Here is a 24,205-nt window from a genome sequence, read left to right as displayed (position 1 = left end):
CCTATACCTACAAGACTGTTGATTCTAAAAAAAAATTGAAATTTGACTTTTATAAGCCAACAGAAGCCAAAAATGAATCACCCTTACTAATTTATGTTCATGGTGGTGGTTTTTCTGGTGGAAAAAGAAATAGTAAGAATGCAGTCCGTTTTGCAAAACAAATGGCTGAGCGCGGGTATGCAGTTGCATCTGTATCTTATCGTTTAACGATGCGAAATGTAGGTTTTGGGTGTTCTACAAAGTATTCAGATAAAATCAATGCTTTTAATTCAGCATCCGAAGACATTAGTTTGGCAATCAAATATATTTTAAAAAATAAACGTAGGTTTAATATTAGTTCTAATAAAATAATATTAATAGGCACTAGTGCTGGTGCAGAGACCGTTTTAAACTTAGTTTACGTATATAACAATAAAATTCTACCTAAGGGTTTTAAATTTGCTGGTGTAGTTAGTATGGCCGGTGCAGTTACTTCTGTAAAAAAGATTACTTCTAAAAACGCGATTCCTACTCAACTTTTTCATGGTACGAGCGATAAATTGGTACCTTATGATATTGCATCTCATCATTATTGTAGTAAGAAATCAAATGGTTATCTACTTCTTTATGGCTCTAAGCCCATCGCAAATAAATTAAAAAAATTAGGGAAGCCTTTTTATTTATATACAGTTAAAAAAGGGGATCACAGTTGGTCTATTAGACCTATGATATATTCAAAACCTGAAATTTTAGACTTTTTATATTATGATGTTTTAGAACAATGCGAAAGACAAATAGAAACTGTCATATAAAAAATAAGAAATATCTATTAAAAATACTTCTTATTTTAAATAGTTTTAGTGCCCTTTTTTTAACTAGGCCTTACCAGTTGGACCAAAATTCATTGGTATTGGAGGTTGCTCATAATCTTTTATATCGCCATGCGCTTGCTCAAATTTTCTAACATTATCAGCTAAAGCTTTTGTTAATCTTTTAGCGTGCTGTGGAGTTAAAATAATTCTAGATTTCACTTTCGCCTTTGGCACTCCTGGCATTATATTAATAAAATCTACAATAAATTCTGACATTGAATGATTAATAATTGCCAAATTAGAATACGTTCCTTCTGCAACTTCTTGATCTAATTCGATATTTAATTGACCCTCTTTATTTTGATTTTCTTCCATAATTTAAATCATTTTATTGTGTGAATATATATAAAATAAAAAAGTTGAATTGAATAATGTAATTTAGTTACAGTAAACAATTCAACTTTTAAAATAGTAACGTTTTAAACGTTTATTAGAAACTCTTTTCTATTTCATCTTTAGGACCAACTAAAATGTGATCGTAAGCTCTCATACCTGTTCCTGCAGGAATTCTCTTACCAACAATTACATTCTCTTTTAATCCTTCTAAAGTATCAACTTTACCACTTACGGCCGCTTCGTTTAATACTTTTGTAGTTTCTTGGAAAGAAGCTGCAGAAATAAACGATTTAGTTTGTAATGATGCTCTTGTAATACCTTGTAAAACTTGTTCAGCCGTTGCTGGTTTAGCATCTCTTGCAGTAACTAAGTTCTTATCATTTCTTCTTAATAAAGAATTTTCATCTCTTAGCTGACGTGCAGAAATAATTTGACCTGCTTTTAAGTTTTCAGAATCTCCATCATCTTCAACAACTTTCATTCCGTAGATTGCATCATTTTCTTCAATAAAGTCATTTTTATGAATTAATTGATTTTCTAGGAATAATGTATCTCCAGAATCAATAATTTTAACTTTACGCATCATTTGACGAACAACTACTTCAAAATGTTTATCGTTAATTTTTACACCTTGCAAACGATATACTTCTTGTATTTCATTTACTAAGTATTCTTGCACTGCGGATGGGCCTTTTATTCTTAAAATATCAGAAGGAGTCGTTGCTCCATCAGATAAAGGCATACCTGCTTTAATAAAGTCATTTTCTTGAACTAAAATTTGGTTAGAAAGTTTTACTAAATACTTACTAATATCTCCTGTTTTAGATTCGACAATAATTTCTCTATTTCCACGTTTAATTTTTCCAAAAGTAACAACACCATCTATTTCTGAAACTACAGAAGGGTTAGAAGGGTTACGTGCTTCAAATAACTCTGTTACACGAGGTAAACCTCCAGTAATATCTCCTGCTTTACCAGATTTTCTTGGTATTTTAACAATTGTATGACCAGATTCAACTTTATCACCATCACTAACCATCAAGTGGGCTCCTACAGGTAAACTGTATGAACGTAATGCATTACCATCTTTGTCCTCAATAATTAAAGAAGCAATTAGTTTCTTGTTCTTAGAATCTATCATTACTTTTTCTTGGAAACCTGTTTGCTCATCGATTTCTACAGAGTAATTTACACCTTGTTCTAGATTATCAAACTTAACTTTTCCACCAAATTCAGAAACAATAACACCGTTAAATGGATCCCATTGAACAATTACATCTCCTTTTTTAATAGCTTTTCTTTCCTTATCAAAAATTACAGATCCATAAGGAAGTATGTTTGTACTTAAAGTGATATCTGTTTTCTTATCAATAATTTTAATTTCAGCAGTTCTAGAAATTACAATATCAATTTTATTACCATCATTGTCTTTACCAACAACCGATCGTAAATCATCGATTACAACTCTACCTTCATGCTTAGCAATTAATTTATTATCTTCTGATATATTACCTGCAACCCCACCAACGTGGAATGTACGTAATGTTAACTGTGTACCAGGTTCTCCAATAGATTGCGCTGCTATTACACCAACTGCTTCACCAATTTGAACTTTATTACGAGTTGACAAACTTTGACCGTAACATTTTGCACAGATACCTTTAGAAGACTCACAAGTTAATGCAGATCTAACATAAACACCATCTATTCCAGAAGCTTCAACTTTATCTGCTAATTTAGAAGATATTGATTGGTTAGCTTCTATTAATAGCTCATCTGTTAAAGGATCAAAAACGTCATTTAAAGAAATTCTTCCTTCAATTCTGTCTGATAAAGATTCTACAATCTCATCATTTTTCTTTAATGGATAAACTTCTAATCCTCTTAATGTTCCACAATCTTCTTCGTTAATAATAACGTCTTGAGAAACATCCACTAATCTACGTGTTAAGTAACCAGCATCTGCTGTTTTTAAAGCGGTATCTGCAAGCCCTTTACGTGCACCGTGAGTAGAGATAAAATATTCAAGAATTGATAATCCTTCCTTAAAGTTAGAAAGAATAGGATTCTCAATAATTTCTCCACCACCAGCTGTAGATTTTTTAGGTTTTGCCATTAATCCACGCATACCTGTTAACTGACGAATTTGTTCTTTAGAACCCCTTGCACCAGAATCAAGCATCATGTATACTGAGTTGAAACCTTGTTGATCTTCACGTAAATTTTTCATAGATAATTCAGTTAATCTATTGTTGGTTGAACCCCAAACATCAATTACCTGATTGTAACGCTCTTTTTGCGTTAACATACCCATGTTATAATTTCCTACAATTATCTCTACTTCTTTATTAGCAGCGTCAATCATAGATTTCTTTTCTTCAGGAATAATAATATCCCCTAATGAGAAAGATAAACCACCTTGAAAGGCAAATTTATATCCCATATTTTTTATTTGATCTAAGAATTCTCCTGTTGTAGGGATATCAGTAGCTTTTAAAATTGCACCAATAATTCCACGTAAGTTTTTCTTAGTTAATACTTCGTTAATATATCCTGCAGCAGGAGGTACAACTTCGTTAAATAAAACTCTACCAACGGTAGTTTTTATAATTTTACGAACTTGCTCACCATCTTTATCAACATCGTAAGTTCTTACTTTAATACCAGCATTTAAGTCTACCATTTCTTCGTTAAAAGCAATCGTTACTTCTTCTGGTGAATAGAAAGTTAACCCTTCTCCTTTAATAGGTACTTCTGGAGTAGAGATTCTTTCTTTTGTCATATAATATAAACCAAGTACCATATCCTGAGAAGGAACAGTTACCGGCGCACCATTTGCAGGATTTAAGATATTATGAGAACCCAACATTAATATTTGCGCTTCTAAAATAGCTTCTGGTCCTAATGGTAAATGAACTGCCATTTGATCCCCATCAAAATCGGCATTAAAGGCTGTACACACTAATGGGTGTAACTGTATTGCTTTACCTTCAATTAATTTTGGTTGAAATGCCTGAATACCAAGTCTGTGCAAAGTAGGAGCTCTGTTTAATAAAACAGGATGTCCTTTAATTACATTTTCTAAAATATCCCAAACAACTGGTTCTTTTCTATCAATTATTTTCTTCGCAGATTTAACAGTTTTTACAATTCCTCTTTCAATTAATTTTCTAATTACAAAAGGTTTGTAAAGTTCTGCTGCCATCTCCTTTGGAATACCACATTCTGATAGCTTTAATTCTGGTCCAACAACAATTACAGAACGTGCTGAATAATCCACACGTTTTCCTAATAAATTCTGACGGAAACGTCCTTGTTTACCTTTTAATGAATCTGATAAAGATTTTAAAGGTCTGTTAGATTCTGTCTTTACTGCGGATGATTTACGTGTGTTATCAAACAATGAATCTACAGATTCTTGTAACATACGTTTTTCATTACGTAAAATAACTTCTGGAGCTTTTATCTCAACTAATCTTTTTAAACGATTGTTTCTGATAATAACTCTTCTATATAAATCATTTAAATCTGACGTTGCAAAACGACCTCCATCTAATGGAACTAAAGGACGTAATTCTGGTGGAATTACTGGAACAGCCTTCATAATCATCCACTCTGGCTTGTTTTCTCTATTTTTTTGAGAGTCTCTAAATGCTTCAACAACATTTAAACGCTTTAAAGCTTCCGTTTTACGTTGTTTAGACGTTTCTGTATTTGCTTTGTGTCTTAATTCAAAAGACAACGCATCTAAATCAATACGTGCTAATAAATCAATTAAACACTCTGCTCCCATTTTAGCGATAAACTTATTTGGGTCAGAATCATCTAAATATTGATTTTCTTGTGGTAATGTATCAGCAATATCTAAGTATTCTTCTTCCGTTAGGAAATCCATTTTTTTCAATGGCGCTCCTTCAACATTTTTTGCAATACCTGGCTGGATTACTACATAACGTTCGTAGTAAATAATCATGTCTAACTTTTTAGATGGCAAACCTAAAAGGTAACCCATTTTGTTAGGTAATGATCTAAAGTACCAAATATGAGCAACAGGAACCACTAAATTAATGTGTCCTACTCTATCTCTACGTACTTTCTTTTCTGTTACTTCTACTCCACATCTATCACAAACAATTCCTTTGTAACGAATTCTTTTGTACTTTCCACAAGCACATTCATAATCCTTTACAGGACCGAAAATACGCTCACAAAATAAACCATCTCTTTCTGGTTTGTGCGTACGGTAATTTATAGTTTCAGGTTTTAAAACTTCACCTTTAGAAATTTCTAAAATAGCTTCTGGTGATGATAAACCTATTGAGATTTTATTAAACTTTTTTACAGTGTATTTCTCTTGATTTCTTGCCATGTCTTTTAATAAGTATTCAGTTGGCAGTATACAGTTTTCAGTAGGTTTTGCAAACTGCTAACTTCTACTGAAAACTGGTTACTGAAAAAATTTATTCCTCTAATCTAACGTCTAAACCTAAACCTTTAAGTTCATGCATTAATACGTTAAACGATTCTGGTAAACCTGGTTCTGGCATAGTTTCGCCTTTAACGATTGCTTCGTACGTTTTAGCTCTACCCATTACATCATCAGATTTTACAGTTAAGATTTCTCTTAATATACTAGATGCACCATATGCTTCTAGTGCCCAAACTTCCATCTCTCCAAAACGCTGACCTCCAAATTGTGCTTTACCACCTAAAGGTTGTTGTGTAATTAATGAATATGGTCCTATAGAACGTGCATGCATTTTATCTTCAATCATGTGTCCTAACTTAATCATATAAATGATACCAACCGTTGCTGGTTGATCGAAACGTTTACCTGTTCCACCATCATATAAATAAGTATGTCCAAATCTTGGTACACCTGCTTGATCTGTAATTTCATTGATTTGGTCTAAAGATGCTCCATCAAAGATTGGCGTTGCATATTTAGTTCCTAATTTTTGACCTGCCCAACCAAGAACAGTTTCATAAATTTGACCAATGTTCATACGAGAAGGGACCCCTAATGGATTTAACACGATATCAACAGGTGTTCCGTCTTCTAAGAAAGGCATATCTTCTGCTCTTACAATTCTAGCAACAATACCTTTATTTCCGTGACGTCCAGCCATTTTATCACCTACTTTTAACTTACGTTTTTTAGCGATGTAAATTTTAGCCAATTTCAAGATTCCTGCTGGTAACTCATCACCTACAGAAATAGTGAACTTTTGACGACGTAAATTACCTTGTAAATCGTTTACCTTGATTTTATAGTTGTGAACTAATTCACCTACTAAATCATTTAACTCTTTATCTGTTGTCCAAGATCCTGTTAAGTGAACATAATCATCCACAGAGTTTAACATTTTAAGTGTATACTTTTTACCTTTTGGTAAAACTTCTTCTCCTAAATCGTTAAATACTCCTTGAGAAGTTTTACCACTAATAAGTGTAAATAACTTTTCAATTAACTCATCTTTTAAACTTTCAAATTTCGACACAAAAGATGCTTCTAAAGTTGCTACTGCTTCTTTATCTCTTAATCTCTTCGTCTTATCTTTAACAGCTCTCTTGAATAATTTTTTATCAATTACTACACCTCTTAATGATGGCGAAGCTTTTAATGATGCATCTTTTACATCACCAGCCTTGTCACCAAAAATAGCACGTAATAATTTTTCTTCTGGAGTTGGGTCAGATTCTCCTTTAGGTGTAATTTTACCAATTAAGATATCACCTGGGTTTACTTCTGCTCCAATTCGAATCATTCCATTTTCATCCAAATCTTTAGTAGCTTCTTCTGAAACGTTAGGAATATCATTAGTTAACTCTTCAGTTCCTAATTTTGTATCTCTTACGTCTAAAGAATACTCATCAATATGTATGGATGTAAATATATCTTCACGAACTACTTTTTCAGAAATTACAATTGCATCCTCAAAGTTATACCCTTTCCAAGGCATAAAGGCTACTTTCATATTTCTACCTAAAGCTAATTCTCCTTTTTCTGTGGCATACCCTTCACATAAAACTTGACCTTCAGATACTCTATCGCCTCTTTCTACAATTGGTTTTAGATTGATTGAAGTTCCTTGATTCGTTTTTCTAAATTTGATTAGATTATAAGTAACTTCATCAGATTCAAAACTAACTAATTTCTCTTGTTCAGTTCTGTCGTACTTAATGGTAATTTTATTAGCATCAACATATTCTACTACACCTTCTCTTTCGGCATTGATTAAGATTCGAGAATCTTTTGCAACTCTACGTTCTAAACCTGTACCTACAATCGGAGATTCTGGGCGTAATAATGGAACTGCTTGACGCATCATGTTAGATCCCATCAATGCACGGTTTGCATCATCATGCTCTAAGAAAGGAATTAAAGACGCAGAAATTGACGCAATTTGATTTGGAGCAACATCCATATAATTAATCTCATCTGGATTAACTACTGGAAAATCTCCTTCTTCACGCGCAATAACTCTGTCTAAAACAATTGTTCCGTCTTCATTTAACTCTAAATTAGATTGGGCAATTTTCATACCTTCTTCTTCTTCAGCACTTAAATATATTGGTTCATCTGTGCCAACAACACCATTATCTACTTTTCTATATGGAGTTTCGATAAATCCTAAATTATTCACTTTTGCAAATACAGCAAGTGAAGAAATTAAACCAATATTTGGTCCCTCAGGAGTCTCAATAGGACACAAACGACCGTAATGAGTATAGTGAACATCACGCACCTCAAAACCTGCTCTTTCTCTAGATAAACCTCCAGGTCCTAGTGCAGATAATCTACGTTTGTGAGTTATCTCTGCTAATGGATTTGTTTGATCCATAAATTGAGACAATTGATTTGTTCCAAAAAAAGAATTAATTACAGATGATAATGTTTTGGCATTAATTAAATCGATTGGTGTAAACACCTCGTTATCACGTACATTCATACGCTCACGAATTGTTCTTGCCATACGAGCTAAACCAACACCAAACTGACCTGCTAATTGCTCACCAACAGTTCTTACACGTCTGTTAGATAAGTGATCGATATCATCAACCTCAGCTTTAGAGTTTATTAACTCAATTAAATATTTAATAATAGTTATAATATCTAATTTCGTTAATACTTTTTGATCAATAGGTTCATTTAACTGAAGCTTTGTGTTCATTCTAAAACGACCCACTTCACCTAAATTATAACGTTGTTCAGAGAAGAATAACTTATCAATAATACCTCTCGCAGTTTCCTCATCTGGCGGTTCTGCATTACGTAATTGTCTATAGATATGTTCTACTGCTTCCTTTTCTGAATTTGTAGGATCTTTTTGTAATGTATTATGAATAATAGCATAATCTGCCATATGGTTGTCTTCTTTGTGAAGTAAAACCGTTTTAGCACCTGCGTCTATTATTTCATCAATGTGTTCTTTATCAAGAATTGTATCACGATCAAAAATAATTTCATTTCTTTCGATTGATACAACCTCGCCAGTATCTTCATCCACAAAATCTTCATGCCAAGTTTTTAAAACTCTAGCTGCCAATTTGCGACCTAATACTTTTTTTAATCCAGCCTTAGAAACTTTAACTTCTTCTGCAAGGTCAAAAATCTCTAAAATATCTTTATCTCTTTCAAAACCAATAGCTCTGAATAATGTTGTAACTGGTAATTTTTTCTTTCTATCAATGTAAGCATACATTACTTGATTGATGTCGGTAGCAAATTCTATCCAAGAACCTTTAAAAGGAATTACTCTTGCTGAATATAATTTTGTACCGTTTGCATGGAAAGACTGCCCAAAAAATACACCAGGAGACCTGTGTAATTGAGAAACCACAACACGCTCTGCACCATTTATTACAAAGGTACCTGAGTTTGTCATGTAAGGAATTGTACCAAGATAAACATCTTGAACAATCGTTTCAAAATCTTCATGTTCTGGATCTGTACAATATAATTTTAGTCGTGCTTTTAACGGCACACTGTGCGTAAGCCCTCTTTCAATACATTCTTGAATTGAATATCTTGGAGGGTCTACAAAGTAATCTAAAAATTCTAATACAAACTGATTTCTTGTATCTGTAATTGGAAAGTTATCCATGAAGGTTTTATACAAACCTTCTTCACCTCTTTCTTCTGCTTTTGTTTGAAGTTGGAAAAAATCTTGAAAAGATTTAACCTGAATATCCAAAAAGTCTGGATATTCCTTAATCATTTTAGAAGTGGCGAAGTTGATTCTTTCAGTAGTGTTTTTCGTTGCCAAAAGAGAATATTTTTTTGATTAAAATCTGAATTAAAATAAAGAACGAATATATACACAAAATGGTTTAGGCCTAAAAACAAGTTTTTAGTGCCTAAACCTAAATTTGTTTTCCTGCTACACTAATGTGTAGTCAGGATTAAAAGCTTATTTAAGCTCTACCTCAGCTCCTGCTTCTTCTAAAGCTGCTTTAAGACCTTCAGCCTCAGCTTTAGATACACCTTCTTTAACTGGTGCTGGTGCGCTATCTACAACACCTTTAGCTTCTTTTAATCCTAAACCAGTTAATTCCTTAACTAATTTAACAACTGCTAGTTTAGAACCACCTGCTGCTACTAAAATTACATCAAATTCAGTTTGCTCTTCAGCTTCACTATCACCTTCTGCTGCTGCTGGTCCTGCTACTGCTACTGCTGCTGCTGGCTCAATACCATATTCGTCTTTTAAAATAGTAGCTAATTCATTAACTTCTTTTACTGTTAAGTTAACTAATTGCTCTGCGAAATCTTTTAAATCTGCCATTTTAATTGTTTTTAAAAATTTTTGTTTATTATAGTTTATTTGTGCGCGTACTTATTTTTCAGATAATGTTTTTAAAATACCTGAAAGTTTTTGTCCACCTGACTGTAATGCTGAAATAACATTTTTAGCTGGTGATTGTAATAATCCAATGATTTCTCCAATAAGTTCCTCTCTAGATTTGATATCTACAAGAGCATCTAATTGCTCATCACCAATATATACTGATTCCTCTGCAAATGCTCCTTTTAATAAAGGCTTTTTAGATTTCTTTCTAAAGTCTTTTATTAACTTTGCTGGTGCATTAGAAGCCTCGGCAATCATCATTGAAGTATTCCCTTTTAATACTGATGGAAGATTACCAAAATCTTTGTCTGATGCTTCCATCGCTTTTGCAAGCAATGTATTTTTAACAACTGATAACTGAACTCCTGCTTTAAAACAAGCTCTACGTAAGTTTGATGTACTTTGAGCATTTAGTCCTGAAATATCAGCTAAATATAAAGTGTTTGTTCCTGCTAATACTGCTGTTAAATCTTGTATTACCTGTGATTTCTCTTCTCTAGTCATAATTATAAGTTTTAACGTATTAAACAGCTTTTACTTCAACAGCTATACTAGGACTCATAGTACTAGATATAAAAACGCTTTTTACGTACGTTCCTTTCGCTGTTGTAGGCTTAAGTTTAATAATTGTTTGTATTAGCTCGTTTGCATTTTCTTCAATTTTCTTAGCATCAAATGATACTTTTCCAATTGCTGCGTGTACAATACCAGTTTTATCAACTTTAAAATCGATTTTACCAGCTTTTACATCCTGAACAGCTTTTGCAACATCCATTGTTACTGTACCAGTTTTTGGATTTGGCATTAAACCTCTAGGACCTAAAATTCTTCCTAAGGGACCTAATTTACCCATTACACTTGGCATTGTAATAATTACATCTACATCTGTCCATCCTCCTTTAATCTTTTGAAGGTACTCATCTAATCCAACATAATCTGCGCCCGCTTCTAAAGCTTCTGCTTCTTTATCTGGTGTTACTAATGCTAAAACCTTTACATCTTTTCCAGTTCCGTGAGGTAATGTTACAACCCCTCTAACCATTTGATTTGCTTTACGAGGATCTACTCCTAAACGTATTGCTAAATCCACAGATGCATCAAACTTTACATTGGTAATGTCTTTGACTAGCGCTGAAGCCGCTGCTAAATCATACGATTGAGAACGATCTAACTTTGCGTATGCTTCTTTTTGCTTTTTTGTTAATTTTGCCATTTTACTACTTTTTATAAAGTTTATGCTGGTGCATTACCTTTTACTGTTAATCCCATAGAACGTGCTGTACCTGCAATCATACGCATTGCTGAAGAAATTTCAAAGGCATTTAAATCTACCATTTTATCTTCTGCAATAACTTTGATTTGATCCCAAGTAACTGATGCTACTTTCTTTCTGTTTGGTTCTCCTGAACCTTTTTTAATTTTGGCCGCTTCTAGTAACTGGACTGCTGCAGGAGGAGTTTTTACAACAAAATCAAAAGATTTGTCTTTGAAAACAGTAATAACAACAGGTACAATTTTACCTTGTTTGTCTTGCGTTCTTGCATTGAACTGTTTACAGAACTCCATAATGTTAACACCAGCAGCTCCTAAAGCGGGTCCAACCGGCGGCGATGGATTCGCTGCGCCTCCCCTTACTTGTAACTTAACTACTTTACTAACTTCTTTTGCCATTTTAAAATGTTTAATAATTTGTTTTAATTTTCGAAGCTTAAAACAAATCGGTATTTATATCCTTGTGTAACAATTATATCTTTTCTACTTGCATATAACTTAATTCTAATGGTGTTTTTCTTCCAAAAATCTTTACCATTACTTCAAGTTTGCGCTTCTCTTCGTTTACTTTTTCTATAGTTCCATCAAATCCATTGAATGGACCATCTACAACTTTTACAGTTTCACCTATATTAAAAGGAATAGCAATGTTTTCGTCTTGAACTGACAGTTCATCAACCTTTCCTAACATCCTATTTACTTCGGACTTTCTCATCGGAACAGGCTCTCCGCCTTTAGTTTCTCCTAAAAACCCTATAACACCAGTGATAGATTTTATAACGTGAGGAACTTCTCCTGAAAGGTTTGCCTCTACCATAATATATCCAGGAAAATAAACTTTTTCTCTATTAACCTTTTTTCCGTTTCTAATTTGAACTACTTTTTCAGTTGGAACAATTACCTGACTAACATAATCAGATAATCCTACTCTAGAAATTTCTGTTTCAATATAAGCCTTCACTTTATTTTCTTGTCCACCAATGGCTCTAACAACATACCATTTCATCACTGTATCAGCCATAATTTATTCTCTTAAAATAATTTGAAAAAGTTATCTAATCCAGTTTGAAAAACATAATCTATACCAGCAACTGCTAATGCAAATACAATTGTAAACACAGCTACGGTAACAGTTGATTTTTGAGCTTCTTCTTTAGATATCCACGTCATGTGATTATTTAATTCTTCAAAAGAATCTTTGATGTATTGTATAAAGTTCATCTTAATTTATGTTTTATTGCACGGGCGGAGAGATTCGAACTCCCGACAGCTGGTTTTGGAGACCAGTGCTCTACCGCTGAACTACGCCCGTTTCTTATTCATTGATAAAGGCGTTCCGTTAAAAACGGAACACCCTTAGAATTTATTAATTAATAAACTAGTAAAATATTAGTCTAATAATTCAGTTACCTGACCTGCTCCTACTGTTCTACCACCTTCACGGATAGCAAAACGTAAACCAACATTTAATGCAATTGGTTGAAGTAAATCTACAGTAATTGTTAAGTTATCTCCTGGCATTACCATTTCAACCCCTGCTGGTAAGTTAATAGTACCTGTTACATCCGTAGTTCTTACATAGAACTGTGGACGATAGTTGTTATGAAATGGAGTATGACGACCACCTTCTTCTTTCTTAAGAACGTAAACCTCAGCTTTAAATTTAGCATGTGGAGTTACAGAACCTGGCTTACAGATTACCATACCTCTCTTAATGTCTTCTTTTGCAATACCTCTTAACAAGATACCTGCATTATCTCCAGCTTCACCTCTATTTAATATTTGACGGAACATTTCGATACCAGTGATAGTAGAAGTCAACTTAACAGCTCCCATACCAATAATATCAACAACATCGCCTGTATTAGCTATACCTGTTTCGATACGACCTGTTGCTACAGTTCCACGACCAGTAATAGAAAACACATCTTCTATAGGCATTAAGAATGGCTTATCAACCTCCCTTAAAGGCTCTTCAATCCAAACATCAACTTGTGCCATTAATTCTAACACAGTATCAACCCATTTTTGTTCGCCATTTAAAGCACCTAAAGCAGAACCAGAAACTACAGGACCATTATCTCCATCATACTCATAGAAAGATAATAATTCTCTTACTTCCATATCTACTAACTCTAGTAACTCTTCATCATCAACCATGTCAACTTTATTCAAGAAAACAACCATACGAGGAATACCAACCTGACGACCTAATAAAATATGCTCTCTTGTTTGAGGCATAGGACCATCTGTAGCAGCAACAACTAAAATTGCTCCATCCATTTGTGCAGCACCTGTTACCATGTTCTTAACGTAATCCGCGTGACCTGGACAGTCAACGTGCGCATAGTGACGATTAGCTGTCTGATACTCTACGTGAGAAGTGTTAATTGTAATACCTCTTTCTTTCTCTTCTGGAGCATTATCAATTTGATCAAATGATTTTGCGTCACAATAACCAGCATCAGATAATACTTTAGTAATAGCCGCTGTTAATGTAGTCTTACCGTGATCTACGTGTCCGATAGTACCAATGTTTAAGTGTGGCTTCGAACGGTCAAAATTTGCTTTTGCCATGATTATTAATTTTAATTCTTTAGTTTAAATATATTTAGTGTCTAATAATGCGTATTACAATGAGCCAATGATGGGACTTGAACCCATGACCTCATCCCTACCAAGGATGCGCTCTACCAACTGAGCTACACCGGCTTTGTTGGATTTAATTTGAGCGAAAGACCGGGTTCGAACCGGCGACATTCAGCTTGGAAGGCTGACGCTCTACCAACTGAGCTACTTTCGCAATATGTAAATTTTGTGGGGAGAGCAGGATTCGAACCTGCGAAGACGTAGTCAGCGGAGTTACAGTCCGCCCTCGTTGGCCGCTTGAGTATCTCCCCTCTAAATTTACTATTTTAATGAACTTACTTTTTTTTTAAGAGCCGATAGAGGGACTCGAACCCACGACCTGCTGATTACAAATCAGCTGCTCTAGCCAGCTGAGCTACATCGGCTTTTGTTGTAAAAAAACAACCCGCTATTTCTAACGGATTGCAAATGTATAAAGTTTATTTTAAATTCTAAAACATTTTATAATTATTTTTTCATTTATTTTCATTTTTATGAAATTAGTGAGTCTCTTTGCTTCTCTTTCGATCTTTTTAATTGTCTTTTTAAATTATCAACCGCAGCATTAACACCCTCTTCGAAGGTTTTGGTCTCTCTTTTAACAATTAATTCACTTCCTGGAATATTTATTTTTATTTCTGTAATTTTATTTTCTTTGTCGCTTGTATTTTGAACTTTTAAAAAAACTTCGGCATCTACTATCTTATCATGGAACTTTTCGAGCGATTCTACTTTCTTTTCTACAAACTGAATTAATTCGCTGTCTGCGTTAAAATTTACTGATTGCGTGAATACTTTCATAAATCATTCTTTTTTATGTTGCCCCTAGGGTGAGCTTGGTTATATACTTTTTTTATAACTTCAAGACTATTGTGTGTATAGACTTGAGTGGAGGCTAAAGAGGAATGCCCTAGCAATTCTTTAACTGAATTTAAATCTGCGCCTTCATTTAGAAGGTGTGTTGCAAAAGAATGCCTTAAAATATGAGGGCTCTTTTTCACCTTCGTTGAGACTCTACTAAAGTATGAATTTATAATTCTGTAGACAAGGGTTTCATAAATTTTATTTCCTTTTTCTGTAATAAAAAGTTCTTCTATCCCTAAAGAGAATTCCGATTTAAGTTCTAAATAGTTTTTTAATGTTGATACAACAGACTGCAAAAGAGGCACAAAACGTTCTTTATTTCTTTTTCCTAAAACTTTAATTGTGTTCTCCGAAAAACTGATATTTCTTTCTTTTATGTTTATGAGTTCGATTCTTCTAATTCCTGTGGAATAGAATAATTCTATAATTAATTTATTTCTTACAGAAATAAAATCATTTTCTTCGCTAATAGTTTCTATTACTGAATTAATTTCTCTGGATGTAAACGGAACTTGTACTTTTTTGGCAACCTTTAATGCTTTGTGCTTTGAAAGTGGATTTATTTTTAGCTGTTCACTTTTCTGAAGGAATTTGTAAAACGATTTAAGTGAACTTACTTTTCTATTAATTGTTCTATTCGAAATATCACTATCTACTAAAGAAACAATCCAATTTCGTATTTGGGCATAGTTTACTTCTTTTAATTCATCCTGATTGTATTCGATGATTAAAAAGTCTCTAAAGGATGTTAAATCATTCTTGTACGCTATTGCTGTATGAATAGAATATTTTTTTTCGAGCGATAAGTAGTCTAAAAATGATGCTATCAAAATAGTTGCTGGTTATTGGTTGTTGGTTGTTGGTTGTTGGTTGTTGGTTGTTGTTGGTAAATTTACAAAATTTAGCGCACAAAAAAACTCGTAACACAATATGTGTTACGAGTTAATTATTTTAGAAAAATAAGTTAAGATTCCGAATAAAAAAACCGGAATCAGTTCTAATTACAATTTTAAACTCGTCTTGCAGACTTTTTAAAATTGAGTTTCACTAGCCTACTTCTTCTTGTGTTCTTAATCGTTGAACGTAAGACGCTTTAATTCTTTGAGCTCTGTTTGCTACAGATGGCTTCGTAAAGTTTTTTCTGTTACGCAAGTTCTTCATTGTCTTGGTTCTATCGAATTTTCTCTTATAGCGCTTTAAAGCTCTATCGATATTTTCTCCTTCTTTTACAGGTATAATTAACATAAGTATGCACCTCCCTTCATCGTATCTTTATATTTTGAATAGTTTTAAAACTATTTGGTTTATTTTTTGGATTGCAAATGTAAGTATTAATTAACAATTACAAATTAAAATTTTATTTCTTTTTAGAAACTTGGTTTGCGTTAGGGATTGAAACCGTTCGCCTTTCTGTAAAAGGCTTAATCTTTTTTGTTTTTCACAAAAAATATATAGTGTAAAGCCATACCTTTTTAGGGAACGCTCTTTAAAAATTATCAGTAATCCGTTGTCAATTATCGGCGATGAGATATCTGTTATAGGTTAATGATTGGTTATTAAAGAAAAAATTCTACAAAATTTTGACATCTTGTAGAATTATGTTTGTAAATATATAGAAAATTTAGGTTGCTGGTTTGTATTCTTTATGATCGATTACAATTTTTGCAATAATTTCTTTTAATATTTCTGACGTTCCGCCACCAATTGGCCCTAATCTACTATCTCTTAACAAGCGCGCCATTGGATACTCTTCCATATAACCATAACCGCCCAAAAGTTGAAGTGCATCATAAATAACTTCATCTGCAATTTTAGTTGACAATAATTTAGACATACTCGCTTCTTTTACAACATATTGCCCATCATTTAAACGTTTTGTAATTGAATAGTTATATTCTCTGCACATATCCACTTTACTTGCCATTTCTGCAATTTTATGTCTTAGTGCTTGAAACTTATCTAAAGATTTACCAAAAGCCACACGTTCTTTCATATAATTTACGGCATAATCTAGAGCAAATTCTGCTCTTGCGTGCGCATTTACACCCATAATTAAGCGCTCTAAAGCAAAGTGCTGCATAATGTAAGGAAAACCTTTTCCTTCTTCTCCTAATAAGTTTTCTAAAGGAATTTCTACGTTATCAAAAGCAATTTCTGCTGTATCTGATGCACGCCATCCTAATTTATCTAATTTAGTTGCAGAGATTCCTTTTGTATCTCTGTCTACTATAAAGATACTGATTCCCTTATACTTATCCGAAGGATCCGTTTTTGCTGCTACTATCAAATAATCTGAGTAAACACCGTTTGTAATAAATGTTTTAGAGCCATTTAAAATGTATTTGTCTCCTGTTTTAATTGCTGTAGAACGCATTCCTGCAACATCACTACCACCAAAAGGTTCTGTAATACACAAACAACCAATTAAATCTCCTTCTACACTTGGTACTAAATATTTTTGTTTAGTAGCTTCGTTCGCTTCTTTGTTAAGATGCGTCATTGCTAAATATTCATGTGCCCACATTGCAGCAGCAAATCCGCCTGAGTTTATTTTTTGTAATTCTTCTAAAAATATTACGGTATAAAAAAGATCAAGATCCATTCCTCCATATTCCTCAGGAGTTGATAAACCAAAATAACCCATTTCACCAAATTTTTTCCAAATAAAACGTTCTATCGTTCCAGTTTTTTCCCATTTTTCTATATGAGGCACCACTTCTTTTTGTAAAAATTCTTTAAAACTTAAGCGAAATGCTTCATGTTCTTCAGTAAAATACATACTGTTCATAAGCAAAAAATTTGTTTATTATTTATTAAATTAATTAGCAAACAAATATAAGACTATTCTATCGTACTTCTCTAAAGGAAAATCTTTGATATTTTTTAATTCTGAAATATCCTGAAGCTCAGCAACTTCATCTCTGTAATTGAAGATTTTCTTGCACAATTCATAATTAATATAGGGGTTTTTAAGTAAATCCTTGAAAGTAACCGTGTTTACATTTACTTTTTTGATGATTGGCCTATCAACAATTTTAAAGGTTGATAGCACTTTATCTGCCACTATTTTATCTAACCCCCACACTTCATACAGTTGGTTTTCAAAAGTAAATCCCTGTAATTTAGAACGATACTGAATAATTCTCTCAGAAAATGCAAATCCGATACCGTTAATTGTTTTAAAATCTGCTGCTGTTGCTTTGTTGATGTCTGTAGTTGATCGCGCGACAGCGTTTAAAATGTCATTATTTTTATAAAAAGATTGCTTTCTTGGATTGGCGTTATTTTGATTTACCACCCAATCTGGGAATTTAAAATATGGAGCAATTTTAGCTAATAAGGAGTCTGATACTTTGGTTACTTGCTGAAACTCATCTTTGGAGTTGATGAATTTATTTGTGCTTCTAAAGGCTAATAATCGATCTATTTCCGCTAAAGACATTCCTAATTGTTCTCCTTTATAATCAGTAATATAATTAGGATTAAAAGGATAAATTTTTGGTTTTCTGTTTTCAATTTCAACAGCTTTTAAACTATCAATTTGAGTTTGAAAAGCTACAATTTCTGGTTTATTTATGTCAATAATTTCATCCGAAGAAAAAACATCTGAAAAAATAATTACTTGAAGTAGAAGTATAAAAAAAATTAAAAAGAAAATCCCATTTCTTTGGCTTTTGTTGTACCAGAAATGGGATTTAAATATATTCATTATTAATGCTTTTTACATGTGTTTAGTTACATCGATAGCACCATCTTGAATTGCTTCTTTCTTCATTGTAATTGCACCCAAGTAACGCTTCATTTCTTGTCTTACTTTTGGAAACAAGAATAATAAACCTATCATATTTGGGAAAACCAATGCTAAAATCATTGCATCAGAAAACTTAATTACTGCATCTAATGTTGCAGCAGCACCAATAACAACAAATATTAAAAATAATATTTTATACGTTATATCTGCAGCTTTACCTTTACCAAATAAATACTTCCAAGATTGTAAACCGTAATACGACCAAGAAATCATCGTAGAAAATGCAAATAATACAATTGCAACAGTTAATACATAAGAGAAATGCGGAATTACAGAATCGAATGCCATTGATGTTAAATCTACTCCATTTATTGTTTCACCAGTAGAATTTAAAATAACGCTACTTCCGTGTGCAGCAGTATAATTAAATACCGATTGTGCGTCTGTACCGTTAATATTAAAGAAAATAATAACTAAAGCTGTCATTGTACAAATAACAACCGTATCAATAAATGGCTCTAAAAGAGCAACAACCCCTTCGGATGCTGGATATTTTGTACGAACAGCAGAATGTGCAATTGCAGCAGAACCTGCACCCGCTTCATTAGAAAACGCTGCTCTTTGAAAACCAACAATTAATACTCCTACTAAACCACCAAGTCCGGCCATTGGAGAAAATGCTCCATCCTTAATTAATTGAAAAGCAAAACCAATATCACTAAAATTTGCTAAAATAATTATCAACGATGCTACAATGTATAAACCTGCCATAAAAGGCACAATTTTTTCAGTAATTTTAGCAATACGTTTAATACCACCAATAATTACAATACCTACTAAAATAGCAAGTATAACTCCAATAATTACGCCATTAGAACCTCCTTGTAAATTAAACAATGAGCTAATTTGAACAGCAGCTTGGTTAGATTGAAATGCATTACCACCTCCAAAAGATGCACCAACACAAAGTATTGCGAAAATTACACCTAATACTTTACCTGCAGCGCCAAAACCGATTTCTTTAAATCCTTTTGATAAATAATACATTGGACCACCATAGATAGTACCGTCTTCACCTACATCTCTATATTTTACTCCTAAAGTACATTCTACAAATTTTGTAGACATCCCTAATAATCCACAAACAACCATCCAAAAAGTTGCTCCTGGACCACCTAAACCAATTGCAACGGCAACACCTGCAATATTTCCTAAACCAACGGTTCCCGAAACTGCGGTTGCTAACGCTTGAAAATGTGATACTTCGCCATGAGCACTTTCATCACGAATTGTGTCTGCAATATCTTCTACTGCTAAAGCTTCGTCATTATTATATAACTTATCAACACCATGTTTTTCGATATCTACATATTTACCTCTTACGGTATTTATAGCAGTCTTAAACTTTGTAAAACCAGGAAATTTGAAATAAATAGTAAAAAAAGTTGCACCAGAAACTAATAATAGAACTACGAAAGGAATATTATAGCCTGCAATTGGTACTGTTGTTAAAACTAAGTTTTCCCACCAAGTTGCGAATGGCATAAATGCATCATTTACCTGTTCATCTAATCCTTTTTCTTGTGCAAATGATAACATTGGAATTGCTAATAAAAGCAATGAAAGAAATTTTTTCTTCATGATTTTCGTTAAATTAATGTTTATTTGTTAGTGAACCGCAATATCATAAAAAAACTTGAAAAATTACTATAATTATAACCAAAAATAAAATCCATTTTCTCTAGCTTTGATTAAACCTAAAAATTGGACCTTAAGAAATTTGTTTTTTTAACCTTTATTTTGGCTTTTTATGACCAATTGCATTTAAGTATCTTGCCAGCTCAACTTTTACTTTTGGAGCTAACAATAACAAGCCTATGATATTAGGAAATACCATTGCAAAAATCATAGCATCCGAAAATTCAATTACAGAACCTAACGTAGAAGACGCACCAATAACAACAAACACTAAAAATAAAGCTTTATAAGTAATATCTGCTACTTTACCTTTTCCAAATAAATATGTCCATCCTTGTATACCATAGTAAGACCATGAAAGCATCGATGAAAAAGCAAATAAAATTACAGCTACTGTCAATAAAATAGAAAAATTAGGAATTGCAGAATCAAAAGCAACCGAAGTTAAATCAACACCATTTATTGGTTGATTAGTTGCATTTAAAAGCACATTACTTTTTGAATCTAAATTACCATAAGTAAATAAGTTACTCCTTAAGTTTGTAACAACAATTACTAAAGCGGTCATAGAACAAATAATGACAGTATCAACAAACGGACCTATAGACGCTACAATACCTTCACTTGCAGGAAATTTAGTTTTAACTGCTGCATGCGCAATAGATGCTGATCCAACACCTGCCTCATTTGAAAAAGCAGCTCTTTGAAAACCAACAATCATAACCCCTATTAAACCTCCTACTACAGATGTTTGTTTAAAAGCACCGTCCCAAATTTGACCCATCGCTTCAGGAATAATTGAAAAATTCATTCCAAGAATAATTAAAGAAGCACCCACAAACATAATTGCCATAAAAGGCACAATTTTTTCGGTTACTCGACCTATTCTTTTAATACCGCCAATAATTACTACACCAACCAAAACGGCCATTACAATTCCGAATATAAATCCAGACTCTATATCAAAAAGTTGTTTAAATTGGGCAGCTGCTTGGTTTGCTTGAAACATATTTCCACCTCCAAAAGAACCGCCAATTACAAAAACAGCATATAAACCAGCCAAGACTTTTCCTATTCCTCCTAAATTCTTTTCTTTTAAGCCTTTTCGTAAATAATACATTGGGCCTCCATATATTTTACCATCAGCACCAACTTCTCTATACTTAACGCCTAAAGTGGCTTCTACTAATTTTGTAGACATCCCTAAAAAACCAGCTAAAATCATCCATACTGTAGCTCCAGGACCTCCAATTGCAATTGCAACGGCCACACCAGCAATATTACCTAAGCCTACAGTTGCAGATAATGCTGCTGTTAGAGCTTGAAAATGGGTAACTTCTCCTATAACCCCATCTGCTTTGACAGTTTCAAAAATATCGCCACCGGGCGTTGGATCTCCTGCCATTTCATCTACTGAATTATGATCAACATCATCATACTTCCCGCTGGTTGCTCTTATGGCAACACCCAGTAAGGTTATATTAGAAAACTTAAAATACAATGTAAAAAATAAAGCCCCAGATAATAAAAGAATAACTACAATTGGGACATCGATACCTACTATTGAGATTGGATAAAAAACTACTGAACTAACAGCATCGGCAAAAGGTTTAAATTTTTCCTCTATCTTTTGGTCTATTGTTAATTCTTGGGCAAAGGATAACGTAGGGAGCGCAAATAAAAGCATTGAAAGAATTTTTTTCCTTATAATCATCTATTGTTCGTTTTTCAGTTCGTATTCTGCAAGATGATAATAAATTTGCCCTAAAGACAACTTTTGAGCGTTAAAAATAGTTTTTACAACATAGAATCTTTAAATTTTTCTAAATCCTCTAAAAATGATTTTGGATAAAAACCTAACTCTGTATTCGTTTTTGATAAGTTAAAACCTGTTTTTGGTGGTCTTATTGCTGTTTGATTTAATGTGGATGTAGAAATTGGTTGTATAAAGTTTTTATCTAAATTAAAAGTTTCTGCAATTTGCTTAGCGATTTCGTAAACACTTAACACTGTATTAGATGAAATATGATAAATGCCTGTTGCTTTCTTATCCATAGAAATTTTACAAGCCAATGCTAAATCTTCTACATATGTTGGTGCTCTAAATTGATCCTCTACAATTGTAATTTCTTTTCCTTTTTCTAACATTTCTTTTACCCACAGCACAATGTTTGATCTGCTCATATCAAACACTTTACCATACACTAAAATGGTTCTTAAAATAGTAAAATCGATTGTTGAATTGATTAGAATTTCTTCGGATTTTAGCTTAGATATTCCATAATAACTTAACGGATTAGCCACATCTGTTTCTTTATAATTCCCTTTTTTACCATCAAAAATAAAATCTGTAGAAAGATGAATTAAATGTGCGTCTAAAACCTTAGAAATTTCTGACAACCATTTTACAACGGTTATATTTAGCAAATCGCACCCAATTTTATTATTTTCACAATCATCAACTTGTGTCATTGCGGCTGTGTTTATAATAAAATTTGGTTCAATTTCTGTTAACTTTTTTTTAAGTTTTTGTTCATCCGTAAGGTCTATAGAAATATAGGTAAAATCTTCTCTACCGCTTCTATTTTTTCCTTTAGACAAACCAAAAACTTGGTATGTATGTTTTTCTAATAATAATAATTTTAAAAGCGTTTGCCCTAATAAACCATTACTACCCGTAACTACAACATTTATCATTTTAAAACAATTGTCTTAATTTTATTATTTGTTCTGGTCTTCCTAAAACGATTAAATGAGAACCTGCAATGAGTATTGCATCTGCTTCTGGATTTATAATATAATCTTTATCTGGGTTTCTTAATCCAATAACCGTACAACCTGTTTTTTTTCTTAAATCTAAATCTAAAATAGTTTTACCTAAATATTTTTTTGGCAGCTCATCTACATCAATTTCTTCTAAATTAGCCGTTGTTTCTCCTTCTATGGTTAATCGATCTACAAATTCAATTACATCTGGTGTAACCACTAAAGATGCCATATGATCACCACCTAATTTATCTGGCATAATTACATTATCTGCGCCCGCAATTTTTAATTTACTGTAAGAACTTTCTTTAGATGCTCTGCTTATTATTTTGCAATCTCTATTTAATTGTCTTGCACTTAAAACCACAAATAAATTATCTGCATCCGATGGCAAAGCTGTAATTAAATTACTTGCTTTTAAAATGCCTGCTTTTAATAAAACCTCGTCTGTAGTGCTATCTCCTTCTACATTTAAAATTCCGTCGAAATCTAATTTTTCTATTAAAATTTTACTTTTTTCAATAACAACATACTGCTTTCCATAATTTTTAAGTTTGTAAATAGCTTGTTTACCATTTCTACCATAACCACAAACAATAGTATGACCTTCTAGTTTTTCAATTTGTTTTTCCACTCTTTTATGTTTAAAATGATCAAATAATTTTCCACTAACCACGAACTCAGAGAATGTAGAAACCGCATACCCAAATATAGTAATACTTGTTAAAATTAAGAAAATTGTAAAAATTTTTTCTTCTTCAGAGAAAGGTTTTACTTCACCAAAACCAACGGTTGTAACAGTTATTACTGTTTGGTAAACGGCGTCTATAAACGAATAATTAGAAAGCAGCATGTAACCAGCCGTTCCTACTGTTAGGACTGATACAACTAACAAAAAAATTATATATATTTTGGAGTCTATTCCTTTCATAAACTACAAATCAAAAACCGAACTTCTTTTTGTATAAATCATATCTTTTAATCGTAATAAAAAAGCCAATGTTAAATACAAACCAAACGACAAACCTACTGTTACAAATGAAATATAAATAAAAAAAATACGCACATTTTTAGCACGCATCCCTAGTTTATCTGCAAATCTTGAGAAAACCCCAAAGCCATGTCTTTCAAAAAAATAACGCACAGCATGTATTAAATTCACCAAAATTATTTTTAAGCCAAGATAC

21 protein-coding genes and 5 tRNA genes are annotated in these 24,205 nt (G+C 32.7%); 1 reads left to right on the top strand and 25 read right to left on the bottom strand.

What is annotated here, in order from left to right:
* Positions 1 to 35 precede the first annotated feature (35 nt).
* A complete protein-coding gene (locus tag BTO16_RS00995; RefSeq protein WP_170064391.1) occupies positions 36 to 791 on the top strand; it encodes a carboxylesterase family protein in 756 nt (251 codons plus the stop codon).
* A 63-nt stretch (positions 792 to 854) separates the two neighbouring features.
* Here BTO16_RS00995 and BTO16_RS00990 read toward each other — a convergent pair whose 3' ends face one another.
* The 25 genes from BTO16_RS00990 to BTO16_RS00870 form a co-directional block, all read right to left on the bottom strand.
* Positions 855 to 1,166: a DUF3467 domain-containing protein gene (locus BTO16_RS00990; protein WP_105019822.1), complete on the bottom strand. Its 312-nt coding sequence runs from the start codon at positions 1,164 to 1,166 to the stop codon at positions 855 to 857.
* 115 nt (positions 1,167 to 1,281) lie between these two features.
* The gene (gene rpoC / locus BTO16_RS00985) at positions 1,282 to 5,556 is read right to left on the bottom strand and encodes a DNA-directed RNA polymerase subunit beta' (protein ID WP_105019821.1); all 4,275 of its coding nucleotides are present in this window, start codon (positions 5,554 to 5,556) and stop codon (positions 1,282 to 1,284) included.
* 91 nt (positions 5,557 to 5,647) lie between these two features.
* A complete protein-coding gene (gene rpoB, locus BTO16_RS00980) occupies positions 5,648 to 9,457 on the bottom strand; it encodes a DNA-directed RNA polymerase subunit beta (protein WP_105019820.1) in 3,810 nt (1,269 codons plus the stop codon).
* A gap of 144 nt (positions 9,458 to 9,601) precedes the next feature.
* On the bottom strand, positions 9,602 to 9,976 hold the full coding sequence (gene rplL, locus BTO16_RS00975) for a 50S ribosomal protein L7/L12 (RefSeq protein ID WP_104809800.1): 375 nt from the start codon (positions 9,974 to 9,976) through the stop codon (positions 9,602 to 9,604).
* 51 nt (positions 9,977 to 10,027) lie between these two features.
* A complete protein-coding gene (gene rplJ / locus BTO16_RS00970) occupies positions 10,028 to 10,543 on the bottom strand; it encodes a 50S ribosomal protein L10 (RefSeq protein ID WP_105019819.1) in 516 nt (171 codons plus the stop codon).
* A gap of 19 nt (positions 10,544 to 10,562) precedes the next feature.
* Positions 10,563 to 11,252, bottom strand: coding sequence for a 50S ribosomal protein L1 (gene rplA / locus BTO16_RS00965; RefSeq protein ID WP_105019818.1), 690 nt, complete (start codon positions 11,250 to 11,252; stop codon positions 10,563 to 10,565).
* A 20-nt stretch (positions 11,253 to 11,272) separates the two neighbouring features.
* Complete coding sequence (rplK, locus tag BTO16_RS00960) at positions 11,273 to 11,710, bottom strand: 50S ribosomal protein L11 (RefSeq protein ID WP_105019817.1); 438 nt, start codon at positions 11,708 to 11,710, stop codon at positions 11,273 to 11,275.
* 73 nt (positions 11,711 to 11,783) lie between these two features.
* Positions 11,784 to 12,332, bottom strand: coding sequence for a transcription termination/antitermination protein NusG (gene nusG, locus BTO16_RS00955; protein ID WP_105019816.1), 549 nt, complete (start codon positions 12,330 to 12,332; stop codon positions 11,784 to 11,786).
* Positions 12,333 to 12,343: 11 nt separating this feature from the next.
* The gene (gene secE, locus BTO16_RS00950) at positions 12,344 to 12,532 is read right to left on the bottom strand and encodes a preprotein translocase subunit SecE (RefSeq protein ID WP_105019815.1); all 189 of its coding nucleotides are present in this window, start codon (positions 12,530 to 12,532) and stop codon (positions 12,344 to 12,346) included.
* Positions 12,533 to 12,551: 19 nt separating this feature from the next.
* Positions 12,552 to 12,623: transfer RNA gene (locus tag BTO16_RS00945), tRNA-Trp, on the bottom strand.
* Between the two features lie 77 nt (positions 12,624 to 12,700).
* A complete protein-coding gene (gene tuf / locus BTO16_RS00940) occupies positions 12,701 to 13,888 on the bottom strand; it encodes an elongation factor Tu (RefSeq protein ID WP_105019814.1) in 1,188 nt (395 codons plus the stop codon).
* 62 nt (positions 13,889 to 13,950) lie between these two features.
* Positions 13,951 to 14,023 (bottom strand) — tRNA-Thr (locus tag BTO16_RS00935).
* Positions 14,024 to 14,041: 18 nt separating this feature from the next.
* Positions 14,042 to 14,114 (bottom strand) — tRNA-Gly (locus BTO16_RS00930).
* Between the two features lie 15 nt (positions 14,115 to 14,129).
* Positions 14,130 to 14,211 (bottom strand) — tRNA-Tyr (locus tag BTO16_RS00925).
* 40 nt (positions 14,212 to 14,251) lie between these two features.
* Positions 14,252 to 14,325 (bottom strand) — tRNA-Thr (locus BTO16_RS00920).
* Positions 14,326 to 14,431: 106 nt separating this feature from the next.
* Entirely contained in the window at positions 14,432 to 14,740 is a 309-nt protein-coding gene (gene hpf, locus BTO16_RS00915) for a ribosome hibernation-promoting factor, HPF/YfiA family (protein ID WP_105019813.1), read from the bottom strand.
* Positions 14,737 to 15,633: a tyrosine-type recombinase/integrase gene (locus BTO16_RS00910; protein ID WP_407675509.1), complete on the bottom strand. Its 897-nt coding sequence runs from the start codon at positions 15,631 to 15,633 to the stop codon at positions 14,737 to 14,739. Before BTO16_RS00910 ends, hpf begins: the two co-directional genes overlap by 4 nt.
* A gap of 217 nt (positions 15,634 to 15,850) precedes the next feature.
* The gene (rpsU, locus tag BTO16_RS00905) at positions 15,851 to 16,048 is read right to left on the bottom strand and encodes a 30S ribosomal protein S21 (RefSeq protein WP_105019811.1); all 198 of its coding nucleotides are present in this window, start codon (positions 16,046 to 16,048) and stop codon (positions 15,851 to 15,853) included.
* A 376-nt stretch (positions 16,049 to 16,424) separates the two neighbouring features.
* Positions 16,425 to 17,591, bottom strand: coding sequence for an acyl-CoA dehydrogenase family protein (locus tag BTO16_RS00900; protein WP_105019810.1), 1,167 nt, complete (start codon positions 17,589 to 17,591; stop codon positions 16,425 to 16,427).
* Between the two features lie 30 nt (positions 17,592 to 17,621).
* Entirely contained in the window at positions 17,622 to 18,512 is an 891-nt protein-coding gene (locus tag BTO16_RS00895; RefSeq protein ID WP_105019809.1) for a ComEA family DNA-binding protein, read from the bottom strand.
* A gap of 12 nt (positions 18,513 to 18,524) precedes the next feature.
* On the bottom strand, positions 18,525 to 20,195 hold the full coding sequence (locus tag BTO16_RS00890; RefSeq protein WP_105019808.1) for an alanine/glycine:cation symporter family protein: 1,671 nt from the start codon (positions 20,193 to 20,195) through the stop codon (positions 18,525 to 18,527).
* Positions 20,196 to 20,349: 154 nt separating this feature from the next.
* Positions 20,350 to 21,960 carry an alanine/glycine:cation symporter family protein gene (locus BTO16_RS00885; protein WP_105021461.1) on the bottom strand — a complete coding sequence of 537 codons (1,611 nt, stop codon included), beginning with the start codon at positions 21,958 to 21,960 and terminating at the stop codon, positions 20,350 to 20,352.
* Positions 21,961 to 22,049: 89 nt separating this feature from the next.
* Positions 22,050 to 22,949, bottom strand: coding sequence for an SDR family oxidoreductase (locus tag BTO16_RS00880; RefSeq protein ID WP_105019807.1), 900 nt, complete (start codon positions 22,947 to 22,949; stop codon positions 22,050 to 22,052).
* Between the two features lies 1 nt (position 22,950).
* Positions 22,951 to 23,949 carry a potassium channel family protein gene (locus tag BTO16_RS00875; RefSeq protein WP_105019806.1) on the bottom strand — a complete coding sequence of 333 codons (999 nt, stop codon included), beginning with the start codon at positions 23,947 to 23,949 and terminating at the stop codon, positions 22,951 to 22,953.
* Positions 23,950 to 23,952: 3 nt separating this feature from the next.
* Positions 23,953 to 24,180 carry a PspC domain-containing protein gene (locus BTO16_RS00870; RefSeq protein WP_211298185.1) on the bottom strand — a complete coding sequence of 76 codons (228 nt, stop codon included), beginning with the start codon at positions 24,178 to 24,180 and terminating at the stop codon, positions 23,953 to 23,955.
* Between the last annotated feature and the right edge of the window lie 25 nt (positions 24,181 to 24,205).

It is taken from the genome of Polaribacter glomeratus (assembly GCF_002954665.1).
Classification (GTDB): domain Bacteria; phylum Bacteroidota; class Bacteroidia; order Flavobacteriales; family Flavobacteriaceae; genus Polaribacter; species Polaribacter glomeratus.
The sequence above is the reverse complement of the archived record's forward strand: the minus strand, read 5'-3'. Positions and strand labels throughout refer to the sequence as shown.